At 67.9% G+C, this 17481-nt stretch carries 19 protein-coding genes; 12 read left to right on the plus strand and 7 right to left on the minus strand.

Features of this window, described 5'->3' with window-relative positions:
- The first annotated feature begins 150 nt into the window (after positions 1 to 150).
- A complete protein-coding gene (locus tag WS45_RS19335) occupies positions 151 to 771 on the plus strand; it encodes a TetR/AcrR family transcriptional regulator (RefSeq protein WP_059524255.1) in 621 nt (206 codons plus the stop codon).
- 82 nt (positions 772 to 853) lie between these two features.
- On the opposite strand, the gene WS45_RS19340 is transcribed toward WS45_RS19335, so the two are convergent.
- Positions 854 to 2587 carry a ClcB-like voltage-gated chloride channel protein gene (locus WS45_RS19340; protein WP_218921638.1) on the minus strand — a complete coding sequence of 578 codons (1734 nt, stop codon included), beginning with the start codon at positions 2585 to 2587 and terminating at the stop codon, positions 854 to 856.
- Between the two features lie 114 nt (positions 2588 to 2701).
- On the minus strand, positions 2702 to 3778 hold the full coding sequence (locus WS45_RS19345; RefSeq protein ID WP_059524260.1) for a YeiH family protein: 1077 nt from the start codon (positions 3776 to 3778) through the stop codon (positions 2702 to 2704).
- 111 nt (positions 3779 to 3889) lie between these two features.
- On the opposite strand from WS45_RS19345, the gene WS45_RS19350 reads away from it, so the two are divergent.
- The 8 genes from WS45_RS19350 to WS45_RS19385 all read left to right on the plus strand — a co-directional run bounded on the left by WS45_RS19350 (position 3890) and on the right by WS45_RS19385 (position 11710).
- On the plus strand, positions 3890 to 4783 hold the full coding sequence (locus WS45_RS19350) for a LysR family transcriptional regulator (RefSeq protein WP_059701128.1): 894 nt from the start codon (positions 3890 to 3892) through the stop codon (positions 4781 to 4783).
- Between the two features lie 153 nt (positions 4784 to 4936).
- A complete protein-coding gene (locus tag WS45_RS19355; RefSeq protein WP_059701131.1) occupies positions 4937 to 5701 on the plus strand; it encodes a TIM barrel protein in 765 nt (254 codons plus the stop codon).
- A 28-nt stretch (positions 5702 to 5729) separates the two neighbouring features.
- Entirely contained in the window at positions 5730 to 6722 is a 993-nt protein-coding gene (locus tag WS45_RS19360; RefSeq protein ID WP_059524266.1) for a sugar kinase, read from the plus strand.
- Positions 6723 to 6885: 163 nt separating this feature from the next.
- Positions 6886 to 8166, plus strand: a complete 1281-nt coding sequence (locus tag WS45_RS19365) for an MFS transporter (RefSeq protein ID WP_059701133.1) — start codon at positions 6886 to 6888, stop codon at positions 8164 to 8166.
- A 5-nt stretch (positions 8167 to 8171) separates the two neighbouring features.
- A complete protein-coding gene (locus WS45_RS19370; protein ID WP_059701135.1) occupies positions 8172 to 9137 on the plus strand; it encodes an NAD(P)-dependent oxidoreductase in 966 nt (321 codons plus the stop codon).
- 310 nt (positions 9138 to 9447) lie between these two features.
- Positions 9448 to 10491 carry a LacI family DNA-binding transcriptional regulator gene (locus WS45_RS19375; RefSeq protein ID WP_059691674.1) on the plus strand — a complete coding sequence of 348 codons (1044 nt, stop codon included), beginning with the start codon at positions 9448 to 9450 and terminating at the stop codon, positions 10489 to 10491.
- Between the two features lie 54 nt (positions 10492 to 10545).
- The gene (locus tag WS45_RS19380; protein ID WP_059701137.1) at positions 10546 to 11334 is read left to right on the plus strand and encodes a YhfC family intramembrane metalloprotease; all 789 of its coding nucleotides are present in this window, start codon (positions 10546 to 10548) and stop codon (positions 11332 to 11334) included.
- A gap of 13 nt (positions 11335 to 11347) precedes the next feature.
- A complete protein-coding gene (locus tag WS45_RS19385) occupies positions 11348 to 11710 on the plus strand; it encodes a DUF3022 domain-containing protein (RefSeq protein ID WP_059691676.1) in 363 nt (120 codons plus the stop codon).
- Between the two features lie 52 nt (positions 11711 to 11762).
- On the opposite strand, the gene WS45_RS19390 is transcribed toward WS45_RS19385, so the two are convergent.
- A complete protein-coding gene (locus WS45_RS19390) occupies positions 11763 to 12194 on the minus strand; it encodes a PGDYG domain-containing protein (protein WP_059524276.1) in 432 nt (143 codons plus the stop codon).
- A gap of 129 nt (positions 12195 to 12323) precedes the next feature.
- Positions 12324 to 12869 (minus strand): Spy/CpxP family protein refolding chaperone, encoded by a 546-nt coding sequence (locus WS45_RS19395; protein ID WP_059701139.1) that lies wholly within the window; start codon positions 12867 to 12869, stop codon positions 12324 to 12326.
- 339 nt (positions 12870 to 13208) lie between these two features.
- Here WS45_RS19395 and WS45_RS19400 point away from each other — a divergent pair, with 339 nt between their 5' ends.
- Together WS45_RS19400 and WS45_RS19405 are read left to right on the plus strand one after the other, a co-directional pair.
- Entirely contained in the window at positions 13209 to 13673 is a 465-nt protein-coding gene (locus WS45_RS19400; RefSeq protein WP_006481526.1) for an Lrp/AsnC family transcriptional regulator, read from the plus strand.
- Between the two features lie 358 nt (positions 13674 to 14031).
- Entirely contained in the window at positions 14032 to 15132 is a 1101-nt protein-coding gene (locus WS45_RS19405) for a saccharopine dehydrogenase family protein (protein ID WP_040144221.1), read from the plus strand.
- Between the two features lie 108 nt (positions 15133 to 15240).
- On the opposite strand, the gene WS45_RS19410 is transcribed toward WS45_RS19405, so the two are convergent.
- On the minus strand, positions 15241 to 15858 hold the full coding sequence (locus WS45_RS19410; protein WP_059524280.1) for an AAA family ATPase: 618 nt from the start codon (positions 15856 to 15858) through the stop codon (positions 15241 to 15243).
- Positions 15855 to 16001 carry a cytochrome bd-I oxidase subunit CydX gene (cydX, locus tag WS45_RS32730; RefSeq protein ID WP_063888607.1) on the minus strand — a complete coding sequence of 49 codons (147 nt, stop codon included), beginning with the start codon at positions 15999 to 16001 and terminating at the stop codon, positions 15855 to 15857. The genes WS45_RS19410 and cydX overlap by 4 nt, the downstream gene beginning before the upstream one ends.
- A 179-nt stretch (positions 16002 to 16180) precedes the next feature.
- Between cydX and corA the strand changes: the two genes are divergently transcribed.
- Positions 16181 to 17158 carry a magnesium/cobalt transporter CorA gene (gene corA / locus WS45_RS19415; RefSeq protein ID WP_059701493.1) on the plus strand — a complete coding sequence of 326 codons (978 nt, stop codon included), beginning with the start codon at positions 16181 to 16183 and terminating at the stop codon, positions 17156 to 17158.
- A 12-nt stretch (positions 17159 to 17170) separates the two neighbouring features.
- On the opposite strand, the gene WS45_RS19420 is transcribed toward corA, so the two are convergent.
- Entirely contained in the window at positions 17171 to 17458 is a 288-nt protein-coding gene (locus WS45_RS19420) for a YciI-like protein (protein WP_059451388.1), read from the minus strand.
- Between the last annotated feature and the right edge of the window lie 23 nt (positions 17459 to 17481).

The following is a 17481-nucleotide window of genomic DNA, read 5'->3' on the forward strand; positions in this document are numbered from 1 at the left end:
CGCGGCGGGCGCTTGCCCCGAGTGGCGCCGGCCCGGCGCGCACGAACACAGTCGAACGAGGTCGTTCGAAAACTGTGGCGGATTCTAATACACACCTGTATCTGAATGCAAAGATGAATCCGAAAGGGAGTTGGTGCTAGACTGCGCGCCATGAAACCACAGCGCTTAACTCGCGAGCAGAGCAGGGACCAGACGCGCGAACGTCTGCTGAATGCCGCGCACCGGATTTTTCTGAAGAAAGGCTATGTCGCCGCGAGCGTCGAGGACATCGCGGCGGCGGCCGGCTATACGCGCGGCGCGTTTTATTCGAATTTCCGCAGCAAGTCGGAACTGCTGCTCGAACTGCTCGAGCGCGACCATGATTCGGTGCGGGCCGATTTCGAGGCGATCTTCGAGGTGGGTGGGCCGCGCGAGCAGATGGAGTCGATGGCGCTCGCGTACTACCGGACGCTGTTTCGCGACGACGAATATTCGCTGCTGTGGGGCGAGGCGAAGCTGCAGGCGGCGCGCGACGCGAAGTTTCGCGTGCGCTTCAACCAGTTCCTGCACGGCAAGCGGCTGCAGATGGCCGAATTCATCCAGCGCTTCGCCGAGCGCGCGGGCACGCCGCTGTTGCTGCCGGCCGAGACGCTCGCGTTCGGGCTGATGTGCCTGTGCGACGGCGTTCAGTCGTACTACACGGCCGATCCGCAGCATGTTTCGGCCGACGTGGCCGAATCGGTGCTGGCGGGGTTCTTCGCGCGGGTCGTGCTGGGGCGCGCGCCGGACTGAGCGCGCCGGCGGTCGGTCGGCGCGGACGGCGCCGCGAGCGAGGATGCGGCGGCGCCGTATCGCGCGCCGCGCCCCGTACAGGTCAGCGCTCGCCGGTCATCCGCCGGTACGCGTCGAGCAGCGACGTCTTGTAGACGACGCCCGCGAGCGTCGGCTCGGCCTCGCTTTCGATCACCGGCAGCCGTTCGCCCTGGAACGCCATGAAGCGCTCGAGCGCGGTCGCGAGCGGCATGTCGGGCGTGAGCAGCGGAAACGGCGTATGCGCGTAGTGCGCTGCCGTCTTGTCGGTGGTGTCGCGCTTGTCGAGCAGGTCGGACGTGATGTCCTTCAACGCGACCGCGCCGCGGAAGCGCCCGGCGTCGTCGGTCACGTACAGATACTTCACCGGATATTCGAGAAACACGCGCGTCATGTCGGCGACGCTCGCGGTGAGCGGCACGACCGTCTGCGCGGGCTGGATCAGCTCGCGCATCTGGGTGGTGCGCAGCCGCAGCCGTTCCTGCGCGTCCTGGTGGTGGCGCAGCGTGATCTCGTACATCGACGTCGTGCCCGTCGCGCGCGCGACGAAATACGCGAACACGCACGACACCAGCAGCGGCAGCACGACCTGGTAACTGAGCGTCATCTCGAAGATCATCAGGATGGCCATCAGCGGCGCCTGCGTGGCGCCGGCCATGAACGCACCCATCCCGACCATCGCATACGCGAAATACGCGGACGTGTGGCCGGGCCACAGCGCGTTCATCGCGAGCCCGAACAGCGAGCCGAACACGGCCCCGACGAACAGTGTCGGCGTAAACACGCCGCCGACCGCGCCCGAGCCGGCGGTCGCGGCGGTCGCGATCACCTTGAACACCAGCACCGCGACGAGCGCCTGCCAGGTCCACGGCGAATGCAGGATGTGGTTCACGACGCTGTAGCCGTTGCCCCACACGTCCGGAATCCACACCGAGATCACGCCGACCACGAGGCCGCCGAGCGCGAGCCGCACCGGCAGCGGCACGGGCAGCCGCTTGAACTGGTTCTTCGACGCATCGAGCAGGTGCAGGAACTGCGGCGCGAGCACGCCGCACAGCGCGCCGAGTACGACGAACAGCAGCACCTCGGGGCCCGTCACGGCCGGGAACACCGGCATCTCGTATGGCGGCCGGTAGCCGGCGAATTCCCGCATCACGATGTTCGCGACGACGGACGCGACGACCATCGGCCCGAAGCTCTCCATCGCGATCGTGCCGAGCACGATTTCGGACACGAAGAACGCGCCGGCGATCGGCGCATTGTAGGCGGACGTGATGCCGGCCGCCGCGCCGCACGCGACGAGCAGGCGCAGGCGCGGCGGGTCGAAGTGCACGAAGCGGCCGACCAGCGATGCGGCGAGCGCGGCGAGCTGCACCATCGGGCCTTCGCGGCCGATCGAGCCGCCGCTGCCGATCGTCAGCAGCGACGACACGCTGCGCCACAGGCTCTGCCGTACCGGCACGACGCCGTCGCCGAGCGCGACGGCTTCCATGTAGTCGGTGTTGCCGGATTTCCGGACGCCGCGCGTCGCGAGCAGCAGCACGCAGCCGGCGAGGAAACCGCCCGCGGCCGGCATCCAGAACCGCACGTACCACGGCAGGCTTCGCGCCATCTGCACGAAGCTCCCGCTGTGTCCGGAGATCAGGCGCTGCATCAGGTCGATGCCTTCGCGAAACGCCATGGTGGCGAAGGCGCCGCCGACGCCGACGATGGCCGACCAGATCAGCATCGTATGAGCGTCCGACAGGCGGAACAGCGTCTGGGCGCGAGTGCGCAGTTTCAGCAGGAACGAGAGCACGGCTGAAAGAGGATGGTGAAGTGGGCGAAGGAAAACGACGCGAAGCATAGCACTGCGCCGCGCCCGCGGGACCTTCCCGTCGGGCGCGGCGCGTGTCGCGGCGTGGTGCGCGGCTCAGCCAAGCCAGCGCTGCACGGCCCAGGTGATCCCGTAGCCGCCGGCGATCAGCCAGACGTACAGGATCAGGCCGGTGGTCAGGGCCCGCGGGCCGGCCTCGCGGATCTGCGACACGCGGGTCTCGATGCCGAGCGCGGTCATTGCCATCGTCAGCGCGAAGGTGTCGAGCACATTCAGTGTGTGCGTGACGTCGGCGGGCAGCACGTTCAGCGAATTGACGATCACGAAGCCGAGGAAGCCGAGCGCGAACCACGGCACCGCCACCTTGCGCTTGCCGTGCGCGCCGTCGGCGCTCGCACCGGCCGGGCGTGCGGAGCGGGCGAGCCACCAGCCGAGCGTGAGCAGCACCGGCACCAGCAGCATCACGCGGGTCATCTTCACGATCGTCGCGACGTGCGCGACCTGCGGGCTGATGTCGCTCGCCGCGCCGACCACCTGCGCGACCTCGTGGATCGTGCCGCCGAAGAACAGGCCGAGGCCGGCCGGGTCGAGATTGAGCAGGCCGGCGTGATACGCGAGCGGGTAGAGGAACATCGACAGCGTGCCGAACAGCACCACGCTGCCCACGGCCATCGCGCTCTGATGCGGCTTCGACTGCAGCGTCGATTCGAACGCGAGCACGGCGGCCGCGCCGCAGATCGCGCTGCCGGCGGCGGTCAAGAGCGCCGCGTCGCGATCGAGCTTCATCACCTTCATGCCGACCCAGGTGCCGATCGCGAGCGTGCTGACGACGACCAGCACCGACACCGTCAGGCCCGGCAGGCCGACCTGCGCGATTTCCTGCAGGCTCACGCGCAGGCCGAAGAACGCGACCGCGATGCGCAGCAGCTTGCGCGCGGAAAAGTTGACGCCGGCGGCCCAACTCGCGGGCATGCCGTCGCGCAGCGCGTTGCCGTACAGCGCGCCCGCGACGATGCCGACGATCAGCGGCGACAGGCCGAGCCCGGCGATCGCCGGAAGTTGCGACAGACTGGTGACGGCGGCGGCGAACAGCGCGACGAACAGCACGCCGTTCAACTGGCCGCGCATTGACGGGGCGGCGTGATTGAGATGGGGAGTCGGAGCAGTGGACATGGAGCACCGTGATGAAACGGGTTGCGATGGCTTAATCCTAGTTTGGTTATATCGATATGAAAAATTGTGATTTGTGACGTAAACTATCCGGAAATCCGATAATTCACGCTCATGACCCCGGATCAACTGATAACGTTCGCGGCCGTCGCCGAACATCTGAACATCAGCCGCGCTGCCGTCGCGCTGCATCTGTCGCAGCCGGCCGTGTCGGGCCAGCTGCGCCTGCTGCAGGACGAGTTCGGCGAGCCGCTGTACCAGCGCGAGGGCCGCGGCATCCGCCTGACGCCGGTCGGCGAGCAGCTCGCGCAGTACGCGAAGGCGCAGCGCGACACGTTCGCGCAGGCGCGCGCGTTTCGCGACGCCGTGCGTGGGCTCGACGCCGGCACGCTGCGGATCGGCGCGAGCACGACGCCCGCCAGCTACCTGCTGCCGTACCTGATCGCCGCATTTCAGCCGCGCGTGCCGCGGGTGGCGATCCACACGATGAGCGGCAATACGGCCGACGTGGTTGCCGCGCTGGCGTCGCTCGACATCGCGATGATCGAAGGGCCGCCCGGCGAGGCGCTGCCGCCCGGCACTGCCGTGCATGCGTGGCACGAGGACGAGATCGTCGCGGTCGTGCCGGCCGGACATCCTCTCGCCGCGCCGGAATACGAAACCGGCGTCACGCTCGACGCACTCGCCGCGCATCCGCTCGTGCTGCGCGAGGAGGGTTCCGGCGTGCGCCAGCTCGTCGAACGCGCGTTCGCGCATGGCGGCGCGCCGATGCGCGTCGCGTTCGAGATCGCGGGCGTCGAGGCCGTGAAGGAGGCCGTGCGCGCGGGGATGGGCGTCGGTTTCGTGTCCGCGATGTCGCTGCGGCACGAGGATGCGGCGCTCGTGCCGCGCTCGCTGGCCCCGGCGCCGCTCACGCGCCATTTCTCGATCCTCGTGCCGCACGGCGCCGCGCCGTCGCGCGTGGCGGCCCAGTTCCTCGACATGTGCATCACGCACGACGACGAATAGGCGCCGACCCGGGTGGTGGAATGCCGGACGCACGTGCGCGGGCGCGCGGCGGCCCGGCCTAGGGATTTCCTCTATGGCGTGCACCGGATGCGAAGCGCACCATCCGTCTCAAGCAAATGGAACCGGTTCCATTCCGGTGAAAAAAGGGCAGAAATGGCAGACATCGTGATCGTGGCGAGCGCATTCGGGATGGACCGCGTGCGTCAGGAGGGCCACCGTGCATTCATCGCGACCGCGGCCGCATCCGGCGCGACCGGTTTCGAGGTGCGGCGCGAGCTGTTCCCATCGGACGACGACGCGACGCCCGGCGCGCTGGCCGAGCTTGGCGCGGCACTCACCGCGCACGGCCTGTGGTCGGTCTATTCGACGCCGGCCACGTTGTACACGGAAACCGGCGCGCTCGATGCCGACGCGTTGCGCGACACGCTCGTGGAAGCCGACGCGCTCGGCGCGCGCTTCGTCAAGTTTCAGCTCGGCGGCTTCGCCGGCGACGCGCATGCGTCCGGGATCGTCGCGCTGTCGCGCGGCGCGCGTGCCCGCGTGGTGGTCGAGAACGGCCAACTGCCGGTGGGTGGCGCACTCGCTCAATTCAGCGGGCTGTTCGCCGCGTTGACCGACGCGGGCGTGCCCGATGCGCTCGGCATGACGTTCGACATCGGCAACTGGCAGTGGCCGGGCGAAGCGCCGCTCGCGTGCGCGCACGCGCTCGCGCCGCATGTGGAATACATTCATTGCAAGGCAGTCGAGGGTGAGGGCGCCCGCCGTTTCGCGGTGGCGCCGGCGCCGGGCGACACGCTCGTCACAGGCGTGCTCGCGGCCCTGCCGAAAGCAGCGCCGCGCGGCATCGAATTCCCGTTCGATGCCGCAGACCTGGCGGGCGATGCCGGCCGGCGCGTGGCGTGGCTCGCCGCAGCGTGACGCAGGAAGGATACGGAGGAATTCACTGATGAAGGCAGCACTCGATGTCGTGACCTACGGCGAAGCGATGGCGATGTTCGTCGCCGCCGAGCCCGGCCACCTCGCGCACGCGTCGCAATTCACGAAACGGATCGCGGGCGCGGACCTGAACGTCGCGATCGGCCTGTCGCGGCTCGGCTTCCGGGTCGGCTGGATGAGCCGGGTGGGCCGCGATTCGTTCGGCGGTTACGTGCTCGACACGCTCGCGCGCGAAGGCATCGACGCGTCGTGCGTGACCGTCGACCCGCGCTATCCGACCGGGTTCCAGCTGAAGTCGCGTAACGACGACGGCAGCGACCCGACCGTCGAATATTTCCGCAAGGGCTCGGCCGCGAGCCACCTGTCGTGCGACGACTACGTGGCCGACTACGTGCTCGGCGCGCGTCACCTGCACTTGACGGGCGTCGCGCCGGCGATCTCGGCGACGTCGTGCGAACTCGCGTTCCAGCTGGCGCGCGAGATGCGCGCGGCGGGCAAGACGATCTCGTTCGACCCGAACCTGCGCCCGACGCTGTGGCCGTCCGCCGACGTGATGGCGAAGACGCTGAACGCGCTCGCGACGCTCGCCGACTGGGTGCTGCCGGGCCTCGCCGAAGGGCAGCAGCTCACCGGGCACGACACGCCCGCCGACATCGCGGGTTTCTATCTGGCACAGGGCGCGCGCGGCGTGGTGATCAAGCTCGGCGCCGAGGGCGCGTACTTCCGCACGGCCGACGGCCGCGAGGGCACGGTCGCGGGCGAGCGCGTCGCGAACGTGGTCGACACGGTCGGCGCCGGCGACGGCTTCGCGGTCGGCGTGGTCAGCGCGCTGCTGGAAGGCCGGTCCGTCGAGCAGGCGGTCGCGCGCGGCAACCGCATCGGGGCGCTCGCGATCCAGGTGATCGGCGATTCGGAAGGCCTGCCGACCCGCGAGGCACTCGATCGGCTCGAAAACGTCAGCAATCGAGCCGATCGCTTAGAGGAAAGCGTCACCGCGCAATGAGAGGCCGGACACGGCACAATCCGCGGACCCATTTCGTGCTTCGTGCACGGTTTTGCATGAGGCCGGAGCAGGCGCCGATGCGCCGACGCCGGTCGATTCCCGAAAGGACGGGACGGGAGCAAGCGCTCGAGCGCCCGCTCCGGTCCACCCAGGAGACACTCTGATGGCAGCCAATCTCGCAGCACGACGCTGGTGGACGATCATGCCGATCGTCTTCATCACGTACAGCCTCGCTTACCTCGACCGCGCGAACTACGGGTTCGCGGCAGCGGCCGGCATCAACCAGGACCTCGGGATCAGCAAGGGCCTGTCGTCGCTGATCGGCGCGCTGTTCTTCCTCGGCTACTTCTTCTTCCAGATTCCGGGCGCGATCTATGCGGAGCGCCGCAGCGTCAAGAAGCTCGTGTTCGCCAGCCTCGTGCTGTGGGGCGCTTGCGCGGCGCTCACGGGCGTCGTCACCAACATCCCGTCGCTGATGGCGATCCGCTTCATGCTCGGCGTGGTCGAAGCGGCCGTGATGCCGGCGATGCTCATCTACATCAGCAACTGGTTCACGAAGAACGAGCGCTCGCGCGCGAACACGTTCCTGATCCTCGGCAACCCGGTCACCGTGCTGTGGATGTCGATCGTGTCGGGCTATCTCGTGCACGAATTCGGCTGGCGCCACATGTTCATCGCCGAAGGCGTGCCGGCCATCATCTGGGCCGTGTGCTGGTGGTTCCTCGTACAGGACAAGCCGGCCGATTCGCCGTGGCTCACCGCGCAGGAAAAGAGCGACCTCGATGCCGCGCTCGCGGCCGAACAGGCGGCGATCAAGCCCGTGCGCAACTACGGCGAGGCGTTCCGGTCGCCGGCGGTGATCAAGCTGTGCGCGCAATACTTCTGCTGGAGCATCGGCGTGTACGGCTTCGTGCTGTGGCTGCCGTCGATCGTCAAGAACGGCTCCGAGCTCGGCATGGTCGCGACGGGCTGGCTGTCGGCGCTGCCGTACCTCGCGGCGACGATCGCGATGCTGGTCGCGTCGTGGGCGTCCGACAAGGTCGGGTCGCGCCGCGGCTTCGTGTGGCCGTTCCTGCTCGTCGGCGCGGCTGCGTTCGCCGCATCGTATGCGCTCGGCTCGTCGCATTTCTGGATCTCGTACGCGCTGCTGGTCGTCGCGGGCGCCGCGATGTACGCGCCGTACGGCCCGTTCTTCGCGATCGTTCCGGAACTGCTGCCGAAGAACGTCGCCGGCGGCGCGATGGCGCTGATCAACAGCATGGGCGCGCTCGGCTCGTTCGTCGGCTCGTACTTCGTCGGCTATCTGAACGGGGCGACCGGGTCGCCCGTCGCATCGTATGCGTTCATGAGCGCCGCGCTCGTGGCCGCGGTGATCCTCACGCTGTCCGTCAAACCCCAGGCGCGCGATGCGCACCCGCTCGCGACGCCGCTGCAAGGAAAATGAAAACAATGAAGCCTCGTATCGTCGCGTACAAGCCGCTGCCCGATGACGTGCTCGCGTATCTGCGCGAGCATGCGGAAGTCGTGCAGGCCGACGGCGCCGATGCGCTCGCCGATGCCCTCGGCGACGCGGACGGCGCGATCGGCGCGAGCCTGAAGGTCACGCCGCAGATGCTCGATCGCGCCCCGCGGCTGAAGGCCTGGTCGACGATCTCGGTCGGCTACGACAACTTCGACGTCGCGGATCTCACGCGGCGCGGCATCGTGCTCGCGCATACGCCCGACGTGCTGACGGAATCGACCGCCGATACCGTGTTCTCGCTGATCCTTGCGTCCGCGCGGCGTGTGGTCGAAATGGCGGAGTGGGTGAAGGCCGGCCACTGGCATCGCAGCATCGGTCCCGATCTGTACGGCACCGACGTGCAGGGCAAGACGCTCGGCATCGTCGGGCTCGGGCGGATCGGCGGCGCGGTCGCGCGCCGCGCGGCCCTCGGCTTCCGGATGCCGGTGCTGTACACGAATCGTTCCGCGCATGCCGAAGCCGAGACGCAGTACGGCGCCCGTCGCGTGACGCTCGACGAATTGCTCGCGCAGTCGGACTTCGTGTGCCTGCAGGTGCCGCTGTCGCCGGAAACGCGTCACCTGATCGGCGCGGCCGAATTCGCGAAGATGAAGCGCGGCGCGATCCTGATCAACGCGTCGCGCGGGCCGGTGGTCGACGAGGCCGCGCTGGTCGACGCGCTGCGCGCGGGCACGATTCGCGGCGCGGGGCTCGACGTGTTCGAGAAGGAGCCGTTGCCGGCGGATTCGCCGCTGCTGCGGATGAGCAATGTCGTCGCGCTGCCGCATATCGGCTCGGCGACGCACGAGACGCGCCATGCGATGGCGCGCTGCGCCGCGGAAAACCTGGTCGGTGCGCTGGCCGGCACGCTGCGCACGAACCTCGTCAATCCCGACGCGCTCGCGCGCGTCTGAGCGGGGGCGGTCAGCCGGCGGGGTTAGAGGCGATGGTCTTGGTACGGGAGGGCAGGCTGCGTTATGATCGCCCGCTCGTCGCATCGACGACCCGGCCAGGCGGCCGGCGGCGTTCGGCGACGGGCATCCGTGCCAGGTCCGGTGCGGCCGATCGCCGTGCGTTTCAGGCGACCGGAGCGGGCGCGAACGCGCCGGCTTCGATCGACCGCGAAGCAGGGGGACGGCGGCGTCCGCCGGGTGGCTTTCGTATCCAACAACAAAGGTCCGTTCGCACACGAAGCGGCGCGGATCGTACGTCGCGAGGCACGACTTGAGCGATTCGCAACCTTCCACGCAGCGTCCGGCGACGATCAGCGACGTCGCACGCGAAGCCGGCACGGGCAAGACCAGCGTTTCGCGCTATCTGAACGGCGAGACGCACGTGCTGTCCGCCGATCTGCGCCAGCGGATCGAGGCGGCGATCGCGCGCCTCAACTACCGGCCGAACCAGATGGCGCGCGGGCTGAAGCGCGGCCGCAACCGGCTGCTCGGCATGCTCGCGGCCGACCTGACCAATCCGTATACCGTCGAAGTGCTGCAGGGCGTCGAGGCCGCGTGCCACGCGCTCGGCTACATGCCGCTCATCTGTCACGCGGCCAACGAGGTCGAGATGGAGCGGCGCTTCCTGCAGCTGCTCACGACCTACCGGGTCGAAGGGCTGATCGTCAACGCGCTCGGCGCCGAGGAAGACGTGCTGCGCCCGCTGCGCGGCGCCGGCATTCCGGCCGTGCTCGTCGACCGGACGGTCGAGGGCTTCGAGGCCGACCTGATCGGGCTCGACAATACCGAGGCGATCGAGACGGCGATCGCGCACCTGGTCGCGCGCGGCTTCGATGCGATCCATTTCGTCGTGCAGCCGTTCGAGCGCGTCAGCTCGCGGCGCCTGCGCGAGGCCGCGTTTCGCGCGGCGCTCGACGCGCGCGGACTGCCGGTGCCGCCGACGATCGTGCTCGACCTGAACGAGCCCGCCGCGGCCGCGGCGGCGCTTGCCGACGTCGACGCGCGCATCGACGACGCGGCGCGGCGCGGCGTGCGTGCGGCGCTGTTCGCCGCCAACGCGCCGGTCGCGCTCGCGATCGCGCGCCATCTGCGCGCGCGTTTCGGCGCGGCGTGGCAGGAAAAGGCCGCGCTGCTGTCGATCGACGATCCGGAGTGGGCCGAACTGATCGGCATCACGACCATTCGTCAGCCGACCTACGAGATCGGCTACAAGGCCGTCGAATTCGTGCACGAGCGCATCGACGGCGCGGCCGGCGACGTGCGCGTCGCGTTGCTGCCGGGCGAGTTGATTGCGCGCGCGTCGACCGCAAGCTGAGTATCATTCGGGGCACGCGGCGCGTCAGGTGCGCTGCCCCGAACAAGGAAATTCATGACTGTCGCTCCCGTCACGCTGGCGGTGCTGATCGCCGCCACGCTGATCATCGCGCTACTGCCGTTCGTTCTCTTCCGTCTCCTGCGCAAGCCGCTTTCGCTCGACCGCCGCGACACGATCGTCGGTGTCGCCGTCTTCACGCTGTTCGCGATGATCGTCGAACGCGCATTCCATGGCCTCGTGCTGAGCCAGACGCCCGCCGGAGGCTGGCTCACGCAGCCGCTCGCATTCGTCGCGTACAGCGCGCTCGCGACCGCTGTGTTCGAAGAGGTCGGCCGCTATCTCGGGATCCGGTTCCTCAGCCGGCGCTACGGCGCGTCGGCCGGCGACGGGCGCGGCATCGGCTACGGGATCGGCCATGCCGGCGCCGAAACGTGGTTCGTCGGCGTGCTCGTATGGGGCCAGTGGTCGTATCTCGCGTGGCTCGCGAGCCGCGGCCAGCTCGAGACGCAGCTCGCGGACCTCCCGGGCGATACCGTCGTGCGGCTGCACGTGATGCTGGCGACCTTGTCGGCACAGTCGATGCTGCTGTTGCTGCTCGAGCGCTGCTCGGCGTTCGTGGTGCAACTCGCGCTGTCGGTGCTGGTCTGGCGCGGCGTGCGCGCCGGCCGCGCGGGCGTGCTGCCGCTCGCGATCGTGCTGCATGCGCTGGCGGTCGCGCCGGCGCTGCTGTATCAGGTGCGCGTGCTGCCGGCCGGATCGCTCGAGGCCGTGTATTTCGTGCTGGCCGCGATCCTGGTCGCCGTGCTGGTGAAGACGTGCCGGTCGCCGCGTGCGGCGGCCTGACGGGAGAGGCGGAATGGACGACTATCTGATCGAATGCCAGAGCGCCGAATTCGACGCGCTCGCGCGCGTGATCTGCGATCTCTTTCCGGAGCAGACGCGCTTTGCCGAAAGCAGCGACGCGCGCGGGCGTTTCCTGTCCGTGCAGTGGCTCGCGATGCGTTTCGGTTCGACGCCGAAACGGATGACGCTCGACATCCGCATCGTGCCGGCCGCGCTGGCGCGCTATCTGGCGCTCAGGCCGATGCAGCGCGCCCGCAGCCATGCGGTGCTGCATGCGTACACGGAAGCGATGCTGGGCTCGCTCGAGGAGCGGCACGCGGCCGGCGAGGCCGTCGAGCGCGACGCGGAACTCGAACTCGACGAAGACTTTGCCTGAACGTTGACGTGAACGCGCGCGCCGGCGCGATGCCGGCGTCGCGCGCGACGCATTACGCGTCGCGGTAGACCTGCGCGAAACGCTGCGCCTGGACGACGCCGTAGTCGCCGGGCGCATACTGCATCACCCAGTCGCCGGCGACGCCGCGCAGCGTGTCGCCGTTTTCCGAGCGGGCGATCGTGAACGGCTCGTCCATCCGGCGGGCAAGCACGACGGCTGGCCGGTTCCGATAGGCGCCCGGCGCACCGTGCGCGAGTGCCGGATCGGCGGGCAGGTATTTCGCGTCGAAGCGTGCGCGCGACACGACCCAGCGGTCGCCGGTCGAGCCGGTGATCAGCGCGTCGCCGGCGACATAGCGGTTCGGGCCTTCGAGGCTCATCAGTTCGCCGTCGGCCTCCGCGAATGCGACCGTGACGGTTTCGTCCTTCACGACGCGACGGGCCTGCGGGTCGGTACGCAGATCGATGTGCTTGAGTTCGAGCATGGCGGGGGGAAGTGCGGGAAAAGCCGGCAGCTTATCCCGAATCCGGCGCGCCGTGTGACGCACCGGATTCCTGCGGGATGCGCGACGCCGTTCGGCCCGGGCGGGCAGCGCGACGCCGGCGGGCGGACGTCAGGGTTGTGCGGGCGCGCTTGCGGCCGGCGCGGCGGCCGCCTTGCCTTCCTTGTTCCCCGCCTTGCCCTTGCCGCGATGTTCGCCGCCGTGATGCAGCCAGCTGCGGAACGTCGTGTCGGCGAGGGCCTTCTGGTCGGCCGGGAAGCTCTCGTAGAGCGGCGCAAATGCGTCGGCGAGCTTCTTCGCGCCGTCCGCGTTCGCCTGCGCGAGTTCCGCGTACTGCTTCATGTCGTCGACCGCGGACACGTTCTGGCTTTCCATCCGCGTGCGATAGAGGCGGCCCATCGTGTCGCCGTTTTCACGCATCGTCTCGGCGAACGTCTTCCATTGCGGCTCCTGCGCCGACGTGATCTTCAGCTGATCGTGCAGGTACTTGATGCGCTGCTCGATGCGCGCTTCGTGGCGCGCCGCGCGCTGTTCGGCGCTCGGGGCCGATGCGGCCGTCGCCGTCGACGGAGCCGGCGTTTGCGGTTGCGGCGGCGTTTGCGCGAATGCGCTGGCCGCAACGGCGAGCGTGGCGAGGGTGAGCGAGATTTTCTTCATGGTTGGCTCTCCGGGGTGGTGTCGTGCGAGCGGGCGCGGCGGCCGATGCCGCGAGCACCGAACTCTTGTCACCCGTTATTAGTAGCACGTCGCCTGAAACGCGACAGCGAAAGCGACACTTGCTTACATCCGATACGAATCGAAATTGAAAGGGACATAGCGGGCGGGCGACGATCAACGGCGTTCGATCGACACGTCGGACGCCGCACGCGAACGAGGCGGGCGATGCAAACGCGCGAGCCCGTGACCGCGTGCGATGCCGTTTGGGCGCACCGGCGTTCGGCGCTATCATCGCGTCACGTTCCATTTCGCCGGCGCGTTGCACGCCGGCCCAGCCTCATGCGTCCACCTCGCCTCGACCAACTCGACGACCTCGACCGGCAACTCGTCGCGCTGCTGCAAGCGGATGCGCGCGCAAGCGTCGCCGATCTCGCGCGACAGCTCGACGTCGCACGCACGACGGTCGTCGCGCGCATCGCGCGGCTCGAGCGCACCAACGTGATCGCCGGATACAGCGTGCGGCTCGGTCAGGACGTGCTCGATGCGAGCATTTATGCGTACGTCGGCATCATCCTCACGCCGAAGTTCGGCAAGGACGTGCTGCGCAAGCTCGACCGGATGCCCGAGGTGCAGCTGTTGTGCGCGGTGAGCGGCGAATACGACTATGTCGCATGGCTGCGTGCGGATTCGCCGGAGCGGCTCAACGATCTGCTCGACCAGATCGGCACGCTCGAAGGCGTCGAGCGCACGACGACGTCGATCATCCTGTCGCGCAAGATCGATCGCGGCACGATTGGCGGATGACGTATCGCGTGTGACATCGCGGCGCGATTTGATTCGTCGCGCCGGTTTTTCCTCCTTTCCCTTCTCCTGATACCCGCCGACGGCGCGCGCCGCGGGGCAGGGCGTTGCCTCGCGCATCTTCCACCTTGCATGTTCCTTCGTGCCCGTCCAAACGCGCCATCGCGGCCCGTTTGCGGCGCGTCATATACGCGATTTTTAGACGATTTGGTCGTTGTGACGAAATGCGTCGTCATATCGTCGAATTAAACGGTCGTTTCGCATCATTCTTCGTCTTGGAACTGATTTTGCGCGTCCCTAAACTGTGTTCATGGCTCGACGCCGTACACCAACACCAAACTCATCCTCAGGAGATAAGCGCATGAAAATCGCCATCGTCGGCGCAGGTCTGATCGGCCACACCATTGCTCACATGCTGCGTGAAACGGGCGACTACGAAGTGGTCGCGTTCGACCGCGACGCGGATGCGCTCGCCAAGCTGTCGCGTGAAGGCATCGCGACGCAACGTGTCGATTCGGCCGACGCCAATGCGATCCGTGAAGCCGTGAAGGGCTTCGATGCGCTCGTCAACGCGCTGCCGTATTACCTCGCGGTCAACGTCGCCGCGGCGGCCAAGGCTGCCGGCGTCCATTACTTCGATCTGACCGAAGACGTGCGTGCGACCCACGCGATCCGCGAACTGGCGGACGGTTCGGACCGCGCGTTCATGCCGCAGTGCGGCCTCGCGCCGGGCTTCATCGGCATCGCCGCACACGAGCTCGTGAACGGCTTCAGCGAAGTGCGCGACGTGAAGATGCGCGTCGGCGCGCTGCCCGAGTATCCGACCAACGCGCTGAAGTACAACCTGACGTGGAGCGTCGACGGCCTGATCAACGAATACTGCCAGCCGTGCGAAGCGATCCGCGACGGCCGCAAGCAGTGGGTGCAGCCGCTCGAAGGCCTCGAGCACTTCTCGCTCGACGGCACCGAATACGAAGCGTTCAACACGTCGGGCGGCCTGGGCACGCTGTGCGAAACGCTGTCGGGCAAGGTCGAGACGCTCGACTACAAGTCGGTGCGCTATCCGGGCCACCGCGAACTCGTGCAGTTCCTGCTCGAGGACCTGCGCCTGTCGAGCGACCGCGACACGCTGAAGTCGATCATGCGCCGCGCGGTGCCGTCGACGAAGCAGGACGTCGTGCTCGTGTTCGTCACGGTGACGGGCGTGAAGGACGGCCAGCTCGTGCAGGACGTATTCACGCGCAAGATTTTCGCGAAGGACGTGTGCGGGATGCACATGAGCGCGATCCAGATCACGACGGCCGGCGCGATGTGCGCGGTGCTGGATCTGTTCCGCGAAAAGAAGCTGCCGCAGAGCGGTTTCATCCCGCAGGAAAAGGTGTCGCTGAAGGCGTTCCTCGCGAACCGCTTCGGCAAACTGTACGAAGGCGGCACGATGGAGCGCGTGCACGAAGTCGCCTGACGATCGGTCTCCGGCACGAGGACCGTGCGACGCCGGGAGCGCAACAGCGCTTCCGGCGTTGTTTTTTTAGCGCGTCGCGGCGGGGAAGAGCAGGGCGGTGCGCGCCGTTCAGGCGGGCAGCGGCGGGACGATCGTTGCCTGCGGCGCCGGCGGCGCGATGCGGTACAGCAGCGCATCGATGTCCGCGTCGGACGGCGCGGTGTTGTCGAACATCACGATGCCGTCGCATTCGTGGCCGGTCGGCACGAAGCGGCGTTGCCGGTATTCGTCCCAATGCGCGAGCTTGTATGCGTCGTTCGGATTGCCGCGCGCGACGATCCGCTGGTGCGCGACGTCTTCCGCGGTATGGACCCACACGACCGTCAGCACGACGTCCGGCCCGATGCCGAGCCACGTGCGGTCGAGGATGCGCCGATCACGCACTTCGCGCGACAGCGGGCCGACCACGAGCACGCCGATGCCGAGCGCGAGGTTCTCGCGGGCCGTGTCGAGCAGGCCCTGGTATTCGGGATCGCGCAGGTGCTTCAGGTAGAGCGGGCTGTCGCGATCGTTCGGATCGGAGGTGAGGGCGCCCATCGCGGCCGAACTGTAGCGGCCGTAGAGCGTGTCCTTGTCGAGCAGGCAGAAGGCTTCGCCGGTCGCGCGCATCAGCGGCCCGATCAGCCGCTTCGCGAGCGTGGTCTTGCCGGTGCCGGCATGACCGCAGAAGAAAACCAGGTGCGTCACGAATACCGGCCCCCCGGATCACCGCGCGACGCGTCGCTGCGCTTGTCGCCGCGCGGGAAGACTTCCGCCTCCAGCCACATCGCGTTGATGATGCCGAAGCCGAGCGCCACGCCGATGCCGAGTATCCACGAGAAATACCACATGGGTTTGTCTCCTTGACGGTTGGGCCGCACGGCCGTGCCGCGCGTCTGTCGAAGCGATGTCGTGCGCGTGCCGCGTCGCACGCAGTCCGATCATGACCAATATCGGCGTGTCGCGCAAGCCGGGCCGCCCGCGCGTCAAACCGGTAAACTGATGCGAAAACTGCAACATGACGGACAACATGCTGATCAACTGTGCTGCATACCAGGACGGCCGCAAGCTGGCGGAAATCGATATCGACGCCATCAGCGACTACGTGTCGAAGCCCGAGTGTTTCGTGTGGGTCGCGCTGAAGGATCCGACGCCGGACGAGATCGACCTGATGGGCGAGGAATTCGGGCTGCACGAGCTCGCGCTCGAGGATGCCCGCAAGGGGCATCAGCGGCCGAAGATCGAGGAGTACGGCGATTCGCTGTTCGCGGTGCTGCATATGGTCGAGCTCGACGACGACGGCGAATTCAAGGTCGGCGAGCTGAACGTGTTCGTCGGCCCGAACTACGTGCTGTCGATCCGCAACCATACCGAGCAGGACTTCCGCGACGTGCGCAAGCGCTGCGAGCGCGAGCCGCATCTGCTGCAGGAAGGGTCGGCGTTCGTGTTCTATGCGCTGATGGATCAGGTCGTCGACCGCTATTTCCCGATCCTCGAGACGCTCGGCAACGAGCTCGAGGAACTCGAGGACCGCATCTTCACCAAAGCCTCGCCCGCGTCGTCGCGCGCGATCATCGAGGATCTCTATTCGCTGAAACGCCGGCTCGTGACGCTGCACCAGCACACGGCGCCGCTGATCGAGCCGCTCGCGAAGCTCACCGGCGGACGCATTCCGCAGGTCTGCAGCGGGATGCAGAATTACTTCCGCGACGTGTACGACCACCTGCAGCGGATCGTGAAGACGATCGAAGGGCGGCGCGAGATGGTCGTGACCGCGATCCAGGTCAACCTCGGGATGATTTCGCTCTCGGAGAACGAGGTGACCAAGCGGCTCGGTTCGTTCGCCGCGCTGTTCGCGATACCGACGATGATCGCCGGCATTTACGGGATGAACTTCGCGAACATGCCCGAACTGCACCTCAAGTACGGCTTCTACGGCTGCATCGCGGTGATGGTCGCCGCCGATCTCGCGTTGTGGTGGCGCTTCAAGCGGGCGGGGTGGCTGTAGCCGGGGGCGCCGCTAGCGCGGGGCGTGCTTGCCGACCACGACGCGCCACGGACGCACGCACCAGGATTTGACGAGGCCGTGCTGCACGTACGGATCGGCGCGGGCGAACGATTCGGCGGCTTCCGGCGAGTCGCCTTCGAAGACGAGCACGGCCCGGTCGGCTGGATCCTGCAATGCGCCGGCGAGCATGAGCTCGCCGCGCTCGGTTGCCGCCTGCGCGAGTGCGAGGTGCTCGGCACGGTACTGTTCGCGCCGGGACAGGTAATCGTCGACGAGTTCGTAGATCAACTGGTAATGCATGGTCGCTCCCGGAATCGGCCGCC

Source organism: Burkholderia sp. RF2-non_BP3, assembly GCF_001522185.1.
Classification (GTDB): Bacteria; Pseudomonadota; Gammaproteobacteria; order Burkholderiales; family Burkholderiaceae; genus Burkholderia; species Burkholderia diffusa.

What these genes read in the sequence shown, in the direction of transcription:
- WS45_RS19335 (WP_059524255.1), top strand. Translation starts at nt 151, where the DNA reads ATGAAACCACAGCGCTTAACTCGCGAGCAGAGCAGGGACCAGACGCGC.
- WS45_RS19345 (WP_059524260.1), bottom strand. Translation starts at nt 3,778, where the DNA reads ATGTCCACTGCTCCGACTCCCCATCTCAATCACGCCGCCCCGTCAATG.
- WS45_RS19350 (WP_059701128.1), top strand. Translation starts at nt 3,890, where the DNA reads ATGACCCCGGATCAACTGATAACGTTCGCGGCCGTCGCCGAACATCTG.
- WS45_RS19355 (WP_059701131.1), top strand. Translation starts at nt 4,937, where the DNA reads ATGGCAGACATCGTGATCGTGGCGAGCGCATTCGGGATGGACCGCGTG.
- WS45_RS19360 (WP_059524266.1), top strand. Translation starts at nt 5,730, where the DNA reads ATGAAGGCAGCACTCGATGTCGTGACCTACGGCGAAGCGATGGCGATG.
- WS45_RS19365 (WP_059701133.1), top strand. Translation starts at nt 6,886, where the DNA reads ATGGCAGCCAATCTCGCAGCACGACGCTGGTGGACGATCATGCCGATC.
- WS45_RS19370 (WP_059701135.1), top strand. Translation starts at nt 8,172, where the DNA reads ATGAAGCCTCGTATCGTCGCGTACAAGCCGCTGCCCGATGACGTGCTC.
- WS45_RS19380 (WP_059701137.1), top strand. Translation starts at nt 10,546, where the DNA reads ATGACTGTCGCTCCCGTCACGCTGGCGGTGCTGATCGCCGCCACGCTG.
- WS45_RS19385 (WP_059691676.1), top strand. Translation starts at nt 11,348, where the DNA reads ATGGACGACTATCTGATCGAATGCCAGAGCGCCGAATTCGACGCGCTC.
- WS45_RS19390 (WP_059524276.1), bottom strand. Translation starts at nt 12,194, where the DNA reads ATGCTCGAACTCAAGCACATCGATCTGCGTACCGACCCGCAGGCCCGT.
- WS45_RS19395 (WP_059701139.1), bottom strand. Translation starts at nt 12,869, where the DNA reads ATGAAGAAAATCTCGCTCACCCTCGCCACGCTCGCCGTTGCGGCCAGC.
- WS45_RS19400 (WP_006481526.1), top strand. Translation starts at nt 13,209, where the DNA reads ATGCGTCCACCTCGCCTCGACCAACTCGACGACCTCGACCGGCAACTC.
- WS45_RS19405 (WP_040144221.1), top strand. Translation starts at nt 14,032, where the DNA reads ATGAAAATCGCCATCGTCGGCGCAGGTCTGATCGGCCACACCATTGCT.
- cydX (WP_063888607.1), bottom strand. Translation starts at nt 16,001, where the DNA reads ATGTGGTATTTCTCGTGGATACTCGGCATCGGCGTGGCGCTCGGCTTC.
- corA (WP_059701493.1), top strand. Translation starts at nt 16,181, where the DNA reads ATGCTGATCAACTGTGCTGCATACCAGGACGGCCGCAAGCTGGCGGAA.
- WS45_RS19420 (WP_059451388.1), bottom strand. Translation starts at nt 17,458, where the DNA reads ATGCATTACCAGTTGATCTACGAACTCGTCGACGATTACCTGTCCCGG.